The organism is Pseudobutyrivibrio ruminis HUN009 (assembly GCF_000703005.1).
GTDB classification, from domain to species: Bacteria; Bacillota; Clostridia; order Lachnospirales; family Lachnospiraceae; genus Pseudobutyrivibrio; species Pseudobutyrivibrio ruminis_A.
Window position 1 is genome coordinate 1391570 of the sequence record NZ_JNLH01000001.1, and the last position, 17162, is coordinate 1408731.

Consider the following 17162-nt stretch of genomic DNA (forward strand, 5'->3'; position numbering starts at 1 on the left):
GGTGAGGATAGAAATATGACTATTACAGAAAGAATCTTTTATTTAATTAAGGCTAGAGGTATGAGTCAAAATGCATTTGGTAAAGCAGCTGGTATAGCACCAAGTACAATCAGTGATTGGAAGACAAAAGGACATACTCCTTCTGCTGATAAGATAATGGATATATGCAGAGTATTAGAAGTATCACCTGAGGCTCTTCTTACTGGTAAAGGTATAGATGAAGCTGAGGTTAAGGAGACTAAGGTAGATTATAGGGAAAAGCAGCTTTTAATGGAATATGAAGGTTTAAATGAGGACGCCCAAAAGAGGCTGCTGACATATGCGAAGAAGTTGGGGGAGCTGACGAAGCTAGAGGATATTTAATTTTTGAGGGTCACAATTTGTGACCACAAAGAAGTAATATGAAAGGGATTTTTAGTATTTGAAGAATAATGTAAATGTGTCTGTGATTCAAGATGCAGATGGAAACAATATTGTAATGATTAATGATATTGCTTTTAAGGGAAAGCGATCGATGAATTGGGATGATGTAAAGGAGTATTTAAAAGGATTTGTTGGAAATAATTACACTATAGCTGGCTCTAATGAAGTTGTTTATATTGGAACTGATTTACCCGATGAATATACTGGTTCAGATTATACCTATAGCTTGAAAGGTGCAGTTGCTAAGGCAAAAGCTAACGCAGCTCAGGGATTAGGAGAATTAATTGAGATAGCAACAAATGGAAAGCATACAGAGAATAAAAAGAAAAAACATAATATTGATGGAGCTAATGGTTGGTATCGTTATGATTCTTGTTTTGCTTTGCCTGTATATGGAGTTGATAATAAAGTGGAAAGGTATAACGTCTTTAATGTAAATTTGATAATTAGACATGATTTAGATGGCAGGAAGTATTTATACGACATAATAAACATAAAAAAAGAAACGAGCAACCCGCTTGGCTGTTAGTTCCTAACACGTACGGTAAAAAACCCATTTCTTGATTATTATAATAAAGACGAAAATGGTTTGTGTCAATAGTTTCTAGGATTATTTTAGGAAGGGGATATTTATGACAAAGGAGAAGACAAAGTATATATTTACACTAGTGTCTCAACAGCAATGCAGATAGATGTTATAATCAATAAAATACTATTTGAGGTGTATCAATGGAAATTATTGACGAAAGGATAGACGGCGGAAAAGCTTTTGATTGGGGTAAAACATCAAAAGACTATGCGATGTACAGAGATATTTATCCGGACATTTTTTATCAAAAAATCGTAGACAGAGGACTATGCATAAAAGGTCAAAACGTGCTGGATCTCGGAACAGGAACAGGTGTCCTTCCACGAAATATGTATTATTATGGTGCAACATGGACGGGAACAGATATTTCACCGGAACAGATCGAGCAGGCTGAACAGTTGGCTAAAGCTGCCGGTATGAATATTAGATTTCAAGCAGAAGCTACAGAAAACCTAAATTTTCCGGTTGAAAGCTTTGATGTTATTACAGCTTGTCAGTGCTTCTGGTATTTTGACCATGAGAGAGTAATGCCTCATTTGGCGAAGTTGCTCAAGCCCAACGGCAGGCTTCTCGTTTTATACATGGCTTGGCTGCCTTATGAGGATGCAATCGCGGGTGCAAGTGAAGAATTGGCATTGAAGTATAATCCTGAATGGACAGGAGCTGGTGAGACAAGACATCCGATATGGATACCGGATGTGACCTATCGTTATTTTGAATCAGAAGATCATGAAGAATACGATGTTATGGTTCCTTTTACAAGAGAAAGCTGGCACGGCAGGATGAAGGCTTGTCGTGGTGTAGGTGCTTCACTTTCTGATGAGGAATTGCTTGCATGGGAAAATGAGCATAAAGAATTGCTTATGGAGAAGGCACCGGAAAAATTTGAAGTGCGTCATTACGCTGCTCTTGCTGTGCTGAAGAAAAAATAGCAAAATATGTAAGCTTCGCTTGGTAGACAGGTGGAGCTTACTTTTTTATGATTGAGAAAAAGTGTTAAAATATTTGGCAAAGGTGGTGGAAATATGAGGAAGGTGTACTTGGATAATATTCGCTGGATAACAGTAGTGCTGGTAGTCATCTATCATGTAATTTACATATTCAACGGTGTAACACAACATGGCATCATCGGACCTTTCAGTAAACATCAGCCCCAGGATACATATCAGTACATTGTATATCCTTGGTTTATGTTACTTCTGTTTGTGGTATCAGGTATGTCAGCCCGCTATGAACTAACTAAACGAACAGAAAAGGAATTCATCAGAGTAAGGACGAGAAAATATCTTGTGCCATCAACAATTGGTCTTCTGGTTTTCGGCTGGGTTCTTGGTTACTACAATATGCTGATTTCCGGTGCATTTGATTTCATGGGCAATGTACCGGGGCCAATCCTTTTCCTGATAATGGCAGTCAGCGGCTCAGGCCCTCTGTGGTACATACAGATGCTATGGCTCTTTAGCCTGATGCTGGTACTGATCAGAAGGATTGAAAAAGACAGATTCTATAATGTCTGCGGCAAAGCCAATCTTTTGATACTTATACTTCTTGTCATACCTGTATTCGGAGCGGCGCAGATACTTAACACACCGATAATAGTGGTGTACAGATTCGGTATCTACGGACTGGGTTTTTTGATCGGCTACTTTGTACTGTCCCATGAGGTCGTGATGGATCGACTTGGCAAAAACTGGCTGTTATTGAGCTTCCTTGCCCTCACATCCTGCATAGCTTTCGTGATTTTATATATAGGTCAGTCTTATCCGGATCATGTGGTTCTGGATACAATCATGTGCAATGTATACGCATGGTTTGGGACTCTCGGTATACTTGCCTTCATGAAAAAATGGGGAAATTTCACGAATGCTTTCTCTAAGTGGATGTGCCGAAAATCATGGGGCCTCTACGTATTCCATTATCTGATGATAGCGGTCAGCGGATGGTATCTGCATACATTATGTCCGTTCCTTGCCCCTGTCATCGTATACCTGTTGGTTGCAATAGCAGCATTCGCAGGCTCCTACCTTCTGTATGAAATCATGAGCCGCATACCTTTCATAAGGTGGTGTGTTCTGGGAATAAAAAAGGAGAAGAAAGAATAATGTATATGAAAAGAAAAAAATATATGGCCATAGTCATGACTACATTTGCGGCACTCACAATGGCTGGATGTGGAGAAAATGTATCAGAAAATGTTAGCGAGAGCATAGTAGATAATGCAGCAGAACATACTGGAGAAGATGCCACTGAACAATCAACAGATAGCACAGAGGACAATATCGCTGATTCAGTTTATGCGGATGTTGAAAGCGGGAATGCAAAGGTTGAATATACTGGAAAAGGGGATAGCACAGTTTATTTAGAATTATCACAGGTCCTGACCAAAAGTGAAAGCTATACCATAGATGAAATCTGTGAAGCTTTAAATCAGATAGAAGATTTTCAGAACGAGGCAGATATAACATACTTAATAATTGATTGTGGCAGTGATGGTGAGAGCGAGCTTCTTGTTGAGGCGCAGCTTAGTGCGATGTATAGCCTGGATATGATAATAAAAAAAGTAGATGATAAATTTGTTATTTGTTACGCCAGGGACAATTCAGATAGAGCAACGGAAAAAATCAATGAAGATGGAACAATCGAACGTTATTTGAGTTCTGCTTATAATATTCATGATACGGAATATTCTTTTGTGGATGCAGACGGAGAATATAAGTTTTTCTATGGTGTTACAGAAACGCTTTCTTTATTAGATACATATGATATTTATCAAGGTGATTCAAAGACTTCAATTTCAACCGAAGGCCTTGATGCTGAGCATATAGCTGTCCTAGAGTACTATTTCGAAGAGAATTATGATGATAGAGAATACTTCTATTCGTTCTATACCTTTGATGATAACTATGAGAAAGTGGAGACTGAAGAAGGGAAGGCTGATTTGGCGGAGCTTGGAGTTCGATTCAAAGATGAAGGATATTTGATATATGACCAAGACGGAATTGATGCAGTACTGCAAGATAGAGCTGATGAAATAGGATATACAAAGCTATAAAAAAAGTGGTCGATTTTGACCACTTTTATTCAAACATTAAATTAATCCAGCAAATACAGTGGCAAACACAACTGTAAGGATGCCGGCAACGGCGATTGAAAGAGAACTCATAGCGCCTTCAATTTCACCGATTTCCATAGCTTTTGCTGTGCCAATAGCGTGGGCAGCAGTGCCGAGGGCTAATCCTTTAGAGATTGGCTCGTGGATTCTAAACAGCTTGCAAATGAATTCTCCAAGAATATTTCCGATTACTCCGGTGATAACAATTACTGCAACGGTGATTGTTACATATCCGCCAAGCTCTTCTGAAACACCCATGCCGATAGCTGTGGTGATTGACTTTGGAAGAAGTGTAACGTAGTTCTCATGGGAAAGTCCCATAAGCTTTGCTAATACAAATACTGTGACAAGGCTAGTAAGAACACCGGCTGTTATACCAAGAATTACGGCCTTGGCATTCTTCTTGAGAAGCTCAAATTCTTCATATAGTGGAATAGCAAGGCATACTGTTGAAGGTGTTAAAAGCCAGCTTAAATACTTGGCTCCTTCATTGTATGTTTCGTAGCTGATGCCACATGTACATAAAAAAATGATTGTAAATATGATAGATATCAGAAGAGGATTAAAGAATCCAAATCCAAATTTCTTTTTTAACCATGCACCTAAACCATAGGAAACGAGGCTGATTGTTACTCCAGCGTATGCGCTGGTCGCCATAAACTCTGTCATTATGCTTCCTCCTTCTTTCCCATACGAATAATTCCCTGTGATACTAATCCTGTAGCAGCCATTACTGTAAAGATTGTGATAACAGTAATTACTGAAACTGGTATGAGAACAGGCTCAAGTACATTCCAAGATGACATAAGACCAACTCCTGCTGGGATAAACATAACAGGCATAATTTCAATCAGGAATTTTCCTGATTCTTTAACCTGGTCAAGCTTGAGAATTCCTGTGAGAAGAAAAATAAACATAAAGACCATGCCATAAATGCTTGCAGGTATAGGAAGTGGGAGAACTGCTTTGCAAATCTCTCCAAGAAGTGAAACTGCAAGAATGATTAAGAATTGTTTTAAATATTTCATTGGTATACCTCAATATAACTTAAAAGTTCTTACACATTATACTCTTTGTTTTGAAAGAAACAAGGGGGTGTATATTAATTCACATAAAGGACATAATAGTCGGAAATCTCCATTTTTTAGACACAATTGTATAGTAGAATCAAAAAAGAATATGTAAGTAAATTGGTAAACTATCTTTATTTTGCATACTTTGGGGGTAAGAATGAGAGAAGAACACAACGACACCATAATGACTGGGCAAATTCCAAAGGGGCTACCAGGCGGCTTTTTTGTTTACGAAGCAGGTGGCGATGAACATATAGTATTTGCTGAGCCAAATGTAGTAAGGCTGTTTGGCTGTGATAGCTTTGATGAGTTTATGGAACTGGTTGGCGGCAATTTTAAAGGAATGGTTCACCCAGACGATTTATATAAAATTGAAAATCAAATCGAGGCCCAGACCATCTATGCAGAAAAAAGACATGATTATGTGCGATATAGAATAATTACCAAGCAAGGAGACTTACGCTATATTGAAGATTTTGGGCATCTTCTTCACTGTGGCGATGGAAAGAGCTACTATTCTGTATTCATAGTTGACGTTGATCAAAATGAATACTTGAACACTACAAGTAATTCCTATGCTGAGGCAGAGGTGCTGTCAGCAAATAGAGAAACAGATGAGCTTACAGGTTTATTAAATATGGCTTATTTCTATAATAAGGTTCAGGTGCTTTTGACAGCTCCAGAGTCACGCAGACAAGTTGCGTCCTTTGTCCATTTTGATATTCCAAACTTCAAACTCTACAATGAGCGCCATGGTTTCAAGATGGGCGACGAGCTTTTGTGTGATTTTGGTCGGACTATAAGCGAAGTTTTCTATGGTGGTACTGTAGCAAGATTTTCAGATGACCACTTTGTAGTGTATTGCACAACTCCAAAGGAAGAAGTTATTGAGTGTGTTGAAGAAGTATACCGTAGAATGCTTCTCACAGATGATGTAAATAAAAAAGTAAAAATAAAAGCAGGTATATATTTCATGGAAGACCGCCGTGCAGAAGTTGGATTAGCATGCGATCATGCAAGACTTGCTTGTAATAGTATAAAAAGCCGACATGATGTAAACTATCGTGTTTACGATGATATTATTCGTGATGGCCTGCGCCGTCAGCAGTTTGTTGTTGACCATATTGATGAGGCCATTGCAAAGGATTATATAAAGGTATTCTATCAGCCAATTATAAGAGTCAACACAGGAAAGATATGTGGATATGAAGCTCTTGTAAGATGGGTGGATCCTGAAAATGGAATGCTTCCTCCAGGATACTTTATTGAAACATTGGAGCATTTTCATTTAATTCATCTTGTAGATGAATTCGTAGTAAAAAAAGTTTGTCAGGATTATAGAAAGCTTGCTGATGAGGGAGAATCTTTGGTTCCAATATCAGTAAATATTTCAAGGCTGGATTTTGAGATTTGTAATGTATATAAGCTTCTTTCGGATTTCTGTGAAATATACGAAGTTCCAAGAAACATGATAGATGTGGAAATCACAGAAAGTGCCTTTACAGATAATACTGGACTAATCAAAGAAGAGGTAGGCAGAATCCGCGAGGCAGGCTACGAGATTTGGATTGATGATTTTGGCAGTGGCTATTCATCACTTACCACCCTGGCAGATTATCAATTCGATGTATTGAAGCTTGATATGGTATTTCTGCGAAGCGCAGATAAAAATCCAAAGACTAAAACTTTAATGAGTTATATTATAAAGACCGCAAATCAATTGGGAGCATCTCCTCTATGTGAAGGCGTTGAGACTAAGGAACACTATGAATTCCTTAAGGAAGCTGGTTGTGAAAGGGCTCAAGGCTTCTACTTCGGAAAACCTATGCCTCTTAATGAGCTGTTGGATAGAATGTATGAAAAAGGAATGCAGTGGGAAGAATAATTCCCACTGCATTTTTTAATCAATATTAAAGCTGAGCTGTACAATGTGGGCAACGAGTTGCCTTGATGTGAATCTTGCTGTAGCAGTATGGGCAATCCTTCTCGGTTGGCTCTGCTGCCTCAGCCTCTTCTTTATTTTTCTTTAAAAGAGCAGCGGCTCTTTCTGTTCCTCTGTTGATACCCTTGATAATGCAGAAGATTACAAGAGCAGTAATAAGGAAATTGATAATTGCTGTAATAAAATTACCATATGTAAGAACAGGTGCGGCCTCTCCAGTTCCAAGGGTAACCTTTAACTCAGAAAAATCTGTTCCTCCAAAGATTCCAAGGATTGGAGTGAGGATATCTTCGTTAAGGGAAGTCACGATAGCTGTGAAAGCGCCACCTACGATAACACCGACAGCCATGTCCATTACATTTCCACGAAGAATAAATTCTTTAAACTCAGAAATAAAACCATTTTTTTTACCCATAGATTACCTCCCTATAAATGAAAAGTGTGAAATACATTAAACACATTTATTTTACCGATTTAAACAGATATTGGCAATAATCTTAAACAATAATCTACTACTAGAATATTAAAATTTAGTTCAAAATGTAAAAATAATAAAATTTGAAAAATAAGTATTGATTTTATACTTAATATTTGGCAAAATCATAATATACAAATTGCGAACAGATTTAGAGGGAGGATTAATCTAAATGTTTTGTGTAAAATGCGGTAGAGAAATAATTCCAGGTACTAGATTCTGTACTGGATGTGGTACTCCAGTACAAGCAGCTGAACAGCCAGCTCCTCAGCCAGTACCTCAGCAACAGGCTCCAGTAGAACAGCCAGTTCCACCAGTACAACCACAGCCAATTCCACAGCCAGCTCCACAACCTATGCCTCAGCAGGTGGATGTGAAAGCTGCAAAAAAGGCTGCCAAGGAAGCGAAGAAGGCTGAAAAGAGAGCAGCTAAGGCTGCTAAGAAAGCTGCCAAGGCAAATAATGAAGGCGGAAGCAAAAAGCCACCAATTTTTGTGTGGATTATTATTGCAGTTCTAGTGGTTGCAGCAGCTGTAGCAGCAGTATTTGTTTTACATCGTTCAAAGACAATCAATGTAAATGATTACGTGACTGTAGAGTTCACAGGCTATGATTCAATGGGCAAGGCTGAAGTTACAATCGATGAGTCATTCTGGGAAGATTTATATAGCAAGTCTAGATTTGATGATAAATCAAAGGTAAAGAAGTCATTCACTTCACACTATGGCCCTGCAGATTATATGGAAGAAGCAGTTGGCAATAAAATCAGCTATGATGTGGATCCAGAAAAGAAGCTTTCAAACGGAGATGAAGTATCAGTTTCTTGGAAGATAAAGGCTGATTCCATCGAAAAGAAATATGGTGTCAAGGTTGAGTACGAGGATACTACATACACAGTAGAAAAGCTTGAAGAGGTCAAAGAGTTCGATCCATTCGATGGAATCGAAATTTCTTATACAGGTATTGATGGAGAAGGTAAGGCATCTATCAAGGTAGTTAAGGAAGATGCAGTTTATAACGATTTCTCATATTCATCAAGCCAGAGCTACTACTTATCAGAGGGAGATATCATTACCGTAACATTTGCACCATCATACAGTGAGGATGAGCTTGCTGAAATGTGTGCAGAGAAATATGGCATGGTTCCAACAGCTGTTACAAAGGATTACAAAGTAGAGGGCCTTGGACATCTTCTTAAGGATTCTACAGAGATTACTGAGGAGAGCATGGGTTCTGTAATCGAAGATTGCGAAAAGAAGATTACGGATGTTTCTCGTCTTAGTGAAATGGAGGAAATGCAGAGCATAAAGTACTTAGGTTCATACCTTCTCCAGGAGGCAGATTACTCTGAAGGAAATGAAGTAATTGCTGTTTTTGAGTGTTCAGTGATGCTTTCTGATACAGATTCATTAGACACAGATACATTTACATTCTATACATATGTTGAAATCAACAATGTTAGCATCAATGAAAAGGGTGAATGTGGCTATGAAAAGATTCTTGGTACAACCACCACAACAGTACAATACGAAACAAAGTTTGACAAAAAGTTTAATTATTATGGATATGAAAAAGAAGCCGATTGTAAAGCAGAAATCGAAGAGGCAATTGACTGGTATGTAAAATACTATGGATTGGTTACTTCAAACACATTCGGCGAGGCTTTATAAGCCTATTTTACTGATAAAGAAAGACTTCTCACACAGGCGTGTGAGAGGTTTTTTTTTATGTTGGTTTCGATTATAATAGAATAATCGAATTATTAAATCAGGAGAATTTGTTATGGGTTTATTTGACAAAAAGAAAAAAGAACAAGAGGTTAACACAAAGGCAACTGAAAACCTCAATATCGAAGATACTGACGTGACTGACAAGGTAGATACTAGCAATAGATTCTTCGTATTGGTAGAGGGTGTCACATCAATGCTTGACGGAAATGGAAGCATTATTTCAGGACAGCTTTACGGCCAGCTCCACAAGGGCGACCAGGTATATTTATATCAGGCCAATGCACAGGTTGCAGAATGCGAAATTCAGGCTGTTGAGGCTCTTATTGAAGAAAAGACTTCAATCGTAGATGAGGCAGAGAACACATCAGTTTCTCTACAGCTCAATCTTCCAGACGAGGTGGCAGTTCGTAAGTATGCTGTCATCACAAATCTTAAGCCACAGGAAAAGGTGGACCCAAGGGTTTCTATCGAAAATCCAGCATTAGCAGGAATTATTAATGGTATGGTTAAGTTTGGCAAGGATAATGGCTTCCATGCAACACTTGCTTATTGGCTTAGTCATGGTCATTTCATTACACCAATCAAAATGGATATTGAGCCTGAGCTTAATGAAAATGGTGTTGCAAAAATTAGCAAGGATACAAAAATCGGATTCTACATGCTTAAGTCTCAGATTAAGCTTACTGGCACACCAGAAGGTAAAGACAGCTTAGTACTTCCACTTTTTACAGACTGGGCATCACTTCGCAGATGGAAGAATCTTGCAAAGGATGGACAGAGAGTGCACACTCAAATCCTTTCATTCCAGGATGTATACGGAATGCTTAAGCGCGGAAATGTTTATTCAGGAATTGCTGTTAATCCATTTAACGAAGTTCCATGTACACTTCCAATTCCATATTTGGACACTATCACAAACACACCGGGCTACAAAAACGATTTCGGAATCAAGGAAGATGGAGCAGGCGCTGTTCAGGAGCAGAAGATTCCAGCAGGAAAGAGAATACTTCTTGGTGTTCCAAAGGAGACAGAAGAGGTTGTTGCTATTCGTAGCAAGCTTAAGGAATATGGACAGGAGCATGATGATATTAAATCTATCAGCTTCCTTACAAAGGTTGAAGAGGATACAAAGGTTGTTCGTCATTTAGTAGTATTGGAGTTTCCTGAGGGGTACGAAACAGACAATATGAAGCAGCATATGGAGGCAATCTATAAAGAGCTCAATCCGCTTGCAAAGGAAATCAAGCAGATTGAATATGCAATAAAGGGACGTATAAAGGCTATCGATGACGTAGTGGCTCAGCACGAGGAGCAGATGCTGATTTATCGTGCATAGTGAATCTAATAGCAGAGCACAATGAGCTGATAGATAACAAGCTCTACTATTTCTCAAGCGAGATATGTTATCGAGCGGAGAAATCAGCAGGCTTGTTATCGTAACCAGCGTAGTATAGGGGGGAATTAAATAATGAAATTAGATGTTAAGAAGACAGTGCAAATGGGGTTTGCATTTCTTTCGATTTGCGCATTTTGGCAGATGTACAACGCGTTGATTCCGCTTGTACTTACAAGCACATTTCATCTAAATGAGACCATATCCGGGGTAATTATGGCCATGGATAATGTGCTTGCACTTTTCTTACTACCAATGTTTGGTGCTATATCAGATAAGTGCAAAAGCAAGATGGGTAAGCGTAAGCCATTCATTCTTTTTGGAACTATCGCAGCAGTTATTCTTATGATGCTGTTGCCAATTGTTGATAATAGCTATTTTGCCAATCCAACAATTGAAAAAGAGATTTTGTTCATTGGAATACTTGGCGCACTTCTTGTGGCAATGGGTACATACCGTAGTCCAGCCGTTGCTCTTATGGCAGATTGTACTATCAAGCCATTCCGTTCAAGAGCCAACGCTATCATCAATTTGATGGGAGCCATTGGAGGAATCATTTATCTTGGAGTTGCGGCAGTTCTTTACCCTGCTTCAAAGATAAAGGATTTGGAGCACGTAAATTACATGTTGGTGTTTGCAGTAGTAGCAGGAATCATGCTTGTGTCTCTTTGCATCGTAATGATCACTGTAGATGAGGTGGCACTTAACAAGCAGGTGGAAAACTATGAGCTTCTTCATCCAGAGGAAGTGTTCACAATCGAGGATGAATCAGGAAATGAAGTGCTTCCAAAGGACGTAAAGCGTTCATTAGTATTCTTACTTATTTCTGTAGCACTGTGGTTCATTGCTTACAATGGCATGGAGACCTGGTTTACCACCTATGCAGTCAGAATGTGGGATATGGCATTAGGAGATGCTTCATTATGTCTTCTTGTAGCTACAGCAGGTGCTATTGTTTTCTTTATACCATCCGGTATTGTGGCATCTAAGATAGGCAGAAAGAAGACAATTCTTCTTGGAATCGTAATTCTGGGAGGTAGCTTTTTTGCAGGTTTCATATTTACATTGATTCATCCAAGCTTTTCACCACTGCTTTATGTTCTTTTTGCATGTGTGGGTATAGGTTGGGCATTTATCAATGTAAATTCGCTTCCTATGGTTGTAGAAATGTGTAAGGGTTCGGATATCGGCAAATTCACAGGATACTACTACACATTCTCTATGGCGGCACAAATTGTAACTCCTATTGTTGCAGGTTGGTTACTTTTACATGTGGGATATATCACACTTTTCCCATATGCTACCGTATTTGCGATAATGGCATTTATAACAATGATGTTTGTAAAACATGGAGATGGAAATGTGGAGGCTAAACGCGGCTTGGAAGCTTTTGAAGATATGGATTGATGTTACAAAAGCAAGGAAAAGAGGTAATAAAACAATGAATAAACCATTAGTATTTGCTCACAGGGGAGCCAGCGGTTATTTCCCTGAAAACACTCTTCCTGCCTTCAAAGAGGCAGTTAGAATGGGGGCAGACGGTATAGAGTTAGATATACATAAGACAAAGGATGGACAGCTTGTTGTCATCCATGACGAAAAAATCGATAGAACTTCTAATGGCAAGGGAGATGTTAAGGATTTCACTTTAGATGAGCTTAGACAATTCAATTACAATGCAACTCATCCAGAGTGTAAGGAAGCGCCTATTCCTACCATGCGAGAAGTGTTCGAGCTTATTAAGCCAACTAATCTAATCATCAATATTGAGCTTAAAACAGGTATCGTTTTTTATGAGGGAATAGAGGCAGATATTCTTGCTATGACCAAGGAATTTGGCATGGAAGACAGGGTAATCTATTCATCCTTCAATCACTACAGTATCATGAAAATAAAGGAGCTTGATCCTACTGCTAGGACAGGATTCCTCTATATGGATGGCACTCTAAATATGCCAGAATATGGTAAAGAACATGGTGTAGAAGCGCTTCACCCTGCTCTTTATAATGTGCAGTATCCTAATTACGTACAAAGATGTCATGAGCTTGGATTGAAAATCAACACATGGACTGTAAATTCTAAGCAGTACATGCATATGGCATGCGAAATGGGATTGGATGGTATCATTACTAACTATCCGGACAAAGCATTAGAAATAGTAAACAGCTATAATTGGGACTAAAATGAAATTTGAAGATATATTTATCAAGGAGCAGGATTTTGCCAACACTATGAAGGGCAAAGTCCTTCCTTTTCTAAAGGATAAAACTAAAGAAGGATATTTTGAGAATAAAGATGGTTTGAAGTTGCATTATGCAATGCTGGTACGCCCAGATGAAAAGGCATCCATTGTTATCTCTCATGGCTATTGCGAGTTCACAACCAAGTATTCTGAGATGCTATATTACTTCTATCAGATGGGTTATTCTGTGTTTATTTTGGATCACAGAGGTCATGGCCTTTCTGATAGAGAAGTGGATGGATACTACAAAATCCATGTAAACAGCTTTCAGGATTACGTATCGGATTTTAACGAATTCATTGAAAAGATAGTTAGGCCGGAAAGTGTTACGGAGCGTTTAATCCTGTTTGCACATTCAATGGGCGGAGGAATTGGTGCATTATATTTGGAGCAATACCCAGATGTGTTTAAAAGAGCTATTCTTTCATCACCTATGATAGAGCTTTCTACTGGTGATACCAGCAAAATAGTTGTAAAGATGTTGGCGTTGCTATCTTATATACCATTCTTAAAAAAGAGATATTTGCCAGGGTATCATGATTATGATCACACTTTCAAATATCCTAGATGCTCGGCTTTATCAAAGGCAAGATACACATTCCAATATGAGGAACGTGAAAGAGAAAAGCATTATCGTACAAACGGATGCACCTTTGGCTGGTCCAGGGAGGCATTTAATGTTTCTAAAAAAATTCTAAAAAACGCAAGCCTAGTAAAAATTCCTGTTATAATAATGCAAGCAGCGATGGATACTCTGGTAATGCCAGAAGCTCAAAACGAATTTTCAAAGCGGGCACAGAACTGTCAGCTTAAAAGATTCGAAGGCAGCAAGCATGAAATATTCAATGCTACAGATGACATTATCATTGAGTATTACAACGAAGTGTTTAGTTTTATGCAGGGTTTAGAATAGGAGTTAGTAATGTCAGATAAAGATTTTAGAGAATTTGACCCAGATGAGAAATCTACTACAGATATCTCAGACGAGGTTATAGAGGAAGTTACAGGTCAGGAAGTAAAAAAGGATAAAGCAGACCACGAAGATAAGCCAACAGAGTTTTGCTATATCTGCCACAGACCAGACAATATCACAGGTCCATTAATTAAAATGGCTCCAGGAATGAGTGTATGCCGCGAGTGCATGCAGCACACTTTCGATTCCATGGGAGGATTTGGTTTCGGTGGAGGCGACAATTCAAAGAGCAATGTTGATATGAACAAGATTCCAAACATCAGCTTTTTGAATCTTGGAAGTCTCTTCGGCGAAGGACCAAAGGTAAAGAATGCTCACGGTGCTTCAACTCAAAAGGAAGAAGATAGACCAGCACCAGCAATTGACATCAACAACATCATCCCTCCTCACAAAATCAAGGCTATGCTTGATGAGTATGTGGTTGGACAGGATTATGCTAAAAAGGTTATGTCTGTTGCTGTTTACAATCATTATAAGCGTGTGGCTACTGGCACAATGGATGATATTGAAATCGAAAAGTCAAACATGCTTATGCTTGGACCTACAGGTTCAGGAAAGACTTATCTTGTTCGCACATTAGCTCGTCTTTTGGATGTGCCTCTTGCTATCACAGACGCCACATCTCTTACAGAAGCAGGCTATATTGGCGATGACATCGAATCAGTAGTCAGCAAGCTTCTTGCAGCAGCTGGAAACGATGTTGAGCGTTGTCAGCAGGGTATCATATTCATCGATGAGATTGATAAGCTTGCAAAAAAGAAAAATGCAAATCAGCGTGATGTAAGTGGCGAATCTGTACAGCAGGGTATGCTTAAGCTTCTTGAAGGTGCGGACGTTGAAGTACCTATCGGAGCTTCCAGCAAGAACGCTATGGTGCCTACCACTACAATCAACACACGCAATATTCTATTTATTTGCGGTGGCGCTTTCCCAGCTATGGATGAGATTATTAAGGCTCGTCTTAATAAGCATTCATCTATGGGATTTATGGCAGATCTTAAGGATAAATATGACGACGATAAAAACATCCTTCAGAAGGTTACAGTGGAGGATTTAAGAGAGTTTGGTATGATTCCGGAATTCATCGGACGTCTTCCAATTGTATTTGCTACAGAAACGCTTGATGAGGATATGCTTGTTCGTATTCTCAAGGAGCCAAAGAATGCAATTATCAAGCAGTACCAGAAGCTTCTTGAGCTTGATGAGGTTAAGCTTGATTTCGAGGATGGGGCGCTTCATGCTATTGCTAGAAAGGCTCTTGATAAAAAGCTTGGAGCCAGAGGTCTTCGCTCTATCATAGAGGAATTTATGCTGGATATTATGTATGAAATTCCTAAGGATGATAATATTGGTCAGGTAATCATCACTGAGGATTATATAGAGAAAAAAGGTGGTCCTAGAATCCTTGTTAGGACAACTGGTATGATACCTGAAAAAGCAGCTGCTAATTAATGACTTACTGTTATGTAACTCCAGTATTAAGAGGCATTAACAGGCATTAAGTAACGAAAATAAAAATTTGTTCAAAATATTCGGACATTTTCTTTACTTTGAATAAGTGTTCTGTTAAACTAAGTTTAGTCAAGCAAAGCTTGGCAAGTAATATATTGGAGGTACTTTAGCATGAGCAAAGGTACAGTTAAGTGGTTCAACAATTCAAAGGGCTACGGATTTATCTCAGACGAAGCTGGAAACGATGTATTCGTTCACTTCAGCGGCATCAACTCAGAGGGATTCAAGACTCTCGAAGAAGGTGCTACAGTTGAGTATGAAGTAACTGATGGGGCAAAGGGACCACAGGCTGTTAACGTAACAGTTGTACGTTAATCAATTTTTTATTCATTAATCTATTTTTCGGATACCTTTGGTTATGTTATGAAAAACAAGCTTTAAGGCAATACAAAAAAGATTAAGGGGAGAGGCAGTGTAAGAAATTACGCTGCCTTGTTTTTTTAGGAGAAAGTTTGAAAAGATTTATACACACTATTGTTAATTTAATAGCTGCACTGTTGATAATGACAGGCTTGTTCATGGCAGTTTGTTTATTTCTCAGTTTTACAAAAGAGGACTTTGATTTAGAGGGGCTGACTAGCGTTAGAAGTGTTGATGATTTAGTTGACTGGTACAAGGGGGAATCCATGGAGGCAATGATTGGGGAACCAGTCATTGTAGAGTCTGTATCATATGACAGATACGTATACCAGACCCTTTCAGAGGAGGAGAAAGAAACCTACGATCAGATATATGACTGCATTATTAACTATAAGGACAAGATTACCCTTTCTACCAAGGATAAAGATGTGCTTGCCAAGGCCTATGAAGGGGTAATGGCAGATTACGGTAACTTGTTCTGGGTAAGTGGTTACCAATACAATACATATGCATCTGGTAGTAATATCCTGGGACTTGAATTTGAACCTAAATACACCATGAATCAGGAGCAAAGGGATATTTACCAGGTCAAGATTGATTCGGTGGTTGCTGATTGGTTGTATGGCATAAATCCAGAGGCAAGTGATTTTGATAAGGCACTTTATGTATTTGAAACCTTAATAGAAAAGGTTGATTATGATGCAGACAGTGAGGAGAATCAAAACATCCTAAGCGTATTTTTATATCAGTCTACAGTGTGCCAAGGATATGCAGATGCGGCGTGGTATCTACTGGATCAGCTGGGTATAAAGAGCACTATAGTTACAGGAACAGCCAATAACGAAAGCCATGCATGGAATTTGGTGTACTTAGACGATGCTTATTACTACATGGATGTTACATGGGGAAATAGCAAATATCTGGATGACAACAACGACACAACAAAAAGAATCAACTACGCATACCTTGCTATGACGACAGAGGAAATCAGCCAAAATCACGTTATAACATCATCATTTGAGGTTCCAGAATGTCTTTCTAATGCAGACAATTATTTTGTGAAAAAGGGCCTCTATTATGACTGGTTTGGCGTAGATTCTATTGGTAATCGATTAGCAGAATCATACAATGCCGGAGATGAAGAGATATCATTAAAGTTTAGTAATTCCGATTTATACACAAGAGTGCAGACCTACTTCTTTGATGAGAAGCACATTTCCGACTATATACAGGAGCTACAGTCCGTTTACTATCTATTGGACGAAAACTCAAATGTAATAACTATAAAATGGAGATAATATACATGTGGTTTTAAAAACTACATGATGAATTAATAAAA

At 38.7% G+C, this 17162-nt stretch carries 17 protein-coding genes; 14 read left to right on the plus strand and 3 right to left on the minus strand.

Annotation, left to right across the window (positions count from 1 at the left end; translation table 11 throughout):
• The first annotated feature begins 15 nt into the window (after positions 1 to 15).
• The 5 genes from BO15_RS13815 to BO15_RS0106380 all read left to right on the plus strand — a co-directional run bounded on the left by BO15_RS13815 (position 16) and on the right by BO15_RS0106380 (position 4064).
• Positions 16 to 363: a helix-turn-helix domain-containing protein gene (locus tag BO15_RS13815; protein ID WP_033153355.1), complete on the plus strand. Its 348-nt coding sequence runs from the start codon at positions 16 to 18 to the stop codon at positions 361 to 363.
• A 58-nt stretch (positions 364 to 421) separates the two neighbouring features.
• Positions 422 to 952, plus strand: coding sequence for a hypothetical protein (locus BO15_RS13820; RefSeq protein ID WP_033153356.1), 531 nt, complete (start codon positions 422 to 424; stop codon positions 950 to 952).
• A gap of 200 nt (positions 953 to 1152) precedes the next feature.
• The gene (locus BO15_RS0106370; RefSeq protein WP_033153358.1) at positions 1153 to 1944 is read left to right on the plus strand and encodes a class I SAM-dependent methyltransferase; all 792 of its coding nucleotides are present in this window, start codon (positions 1153 to 1155) and stop codon (positions 1942 to 1944) included.
• Between the two features lie 51 nt (positions 1945 to 1995).
• Positions 1996 to 3114, plus strand: a complete 1119-nt coding sequence (locus BO15_RS0106375) for an acyltransferase family protein (protein ID WP_242843757.1) — start codon at positions 1996 to 1998, stop codon at positions 3112 to 3114.
• Positions 3115 to 3119: 5 nt separating this feature from the next.
• Positions 3120 to 4064, plus strand: coding sequence for a hypothetical protein (locus tag BO15_RS0106380; protein ID WP_167541215.1), 945 nt, complete (start codon positions 3120 to 3122; stop codon positions 4062 to 4064).
• A 36-nt stretch (positions 4065 to 4100) separates the two neighbouring features.
• Here BO15_RS0106380 and BO15_RS0106385 read toward each other — a convergent pair whose 3' ends face one another.
• Positions 4101 to 4793, minus strand: coding sequence for an LrgB family protein (locus tag BO15_RS0106385; protein ID WP_033153370.1), 693 nt, complete (start codon positions 4791 to 4793; stop codon positions 4101 to 4103).
• Entirely contained in the window at positions 4793 to 5152 is a 360-nt protein-coding gene (locus BO15_RS0106390; protein ID WP_033153372.1) for a CidA/LrgA family protein, read from the minus strand. Before BO15_RS0106390 ends, BO15_RS0106385 begins: the two co-directional genes overlap by 1 nt.
• 202 nt (positions 5153 to 5354) lie before the next feature.
• Here BO15_RS0106390 and BO15_RS0106395 point away from each other — a divergent pair, with 202 nt between their 5' ends.
• On the plus strand, positions 5355 to 7082 hold the full coding sequence (locus BO15_RS0106395) for an EAL domain-containing protein (protein WP_052169804.1): 1728 nt from the start codon (positions 5355 to 5357) through the stop codon (positions 7080 to 7082).
• A 25-nt stretch (positions 7083 to 7107) separates the two neighbouring features.
• Here BO15_RS0106395 and mscL read toward each other — a convergent pair whose 3' ends face one another.
• Entirely contained in the window at positions 7108 to 7554 is a 447-nt protein-coding gene (gene mscL, locus BO15_RS0106400; protein WP_033153374.1) for a large conductance mechanosensitive channel protein MscL, read from the minus strand.
• A 232-nt stretch (positions 7555 to 7786) separates the two neighbouring features.
• On the opposite strand from mscL, the gene BO15_RS0106405 reads away from it, so the two are divergent.
• The 8 genes from BO15_RS0106405 (at position 7787) to BO15_RS0106440 (ending at position 17121) form a co-directional block, all read left to right on the plus strand.
• On the plus strand, positions 7787 to 9283 hold the full coding sequence (locus BO15_RS0106405) for a zinc ribbon domain-containing protein (RefSeq protein ID WP_033153379.1): 1497 nt from the start codon (positions 7787 to 7789) through the stop codon (positions 9281 to 9283).
• A 112-nt stretch (positions 9284 to 9395) separates the two neighbouring features.
• Complete coding sequence (locus tag BO15_RS0106410; RefSeq protein WP_033153381.1) at positions 9396 to 10679, plus strand: SseB family protein; 1284 nt, start codon at positions 9396 to 9398, stop codon at positions 10677 to 10679.
• Between the two features lie 132 nt (positions 10680 to 10811).
• Positions 10812 to 12143 (plus strand): MFS transporter, encoded by a 1332-nt coding sequence (locus BO15_RS0106415; protein ID WP_033153383.1) that lies wholly within the window; start codon positions 10812 to 10814, stop codon positions 12141 to 12143.
• 34 nt (positions 12144 to 12177) lie between these two features.
• Positions 12178 to 12918 carry a glycerophosphodiester phosphodiesterase gene (locus BO15_RS0106420; RefSeq protein WP_033154737.1) on the plus strand — a complete coding sequence of 247 codons (741 nt, stop codon included), beginning with the start codon at positions 12178 to 12180 and terminating at the stop codon, positions 12916 to 12918.
• 1 nt (position 12919) lies between these two features.
• The gene (locus tag BO15_RS0106425; RefSeq protein ID WP_052169805.1) at positions 12920 to 13891 is read left to right on the plus strand and encodes an alpha/beta hydrolase; all 972 of its coding nucleotides are present in this window, start codon (positions 12920 to 12922) and stop codon (positions 13889 to 13891) included.
• A 9-nt stretch (positions 13892 to 13900) separates the two neighbouring features.
• Complete coding sequence (gene clpX / locus BO15_RS0106430) at positions 13901 to 15403, plus strand: ATP-dependent Clp protease ATP-binding subunit ClpX (protein ID WP_033153385.1); 1503 nt, start codon at positions 13901 to 13903, stop codon at positions 15401 to 15403.
• Between the two features lie 171 nt (positions 15404 to 15574).
• The gene (locus tag BO15_RS0106435; protein ID WP_028235478.1) at positions 15575 to 15778 is read left to right on the plus strand and encodes a cold-shock protein; all 204 of its coding nucleotides are present in this window, start codon (positions 15575 to 15577) and stop codon (positions 15776 to 15778) included.
• Positions 15779 to 15915: 137 nt separating this feature from the next.
• Positions 15916 to 17121 (plus strand): transglutaminase domain-containing protein, encoded by a 1206-nt coding sequence (locus tag BO15_RS0106440; RefSeq protein ID WP_033153387.1) that lies wholly within the window; start codon positions 15916 to 15918, stop codon positions 17119 to 17121.
• Positions 17122 to 17162 lie beyond the last annotated feature (41 nt).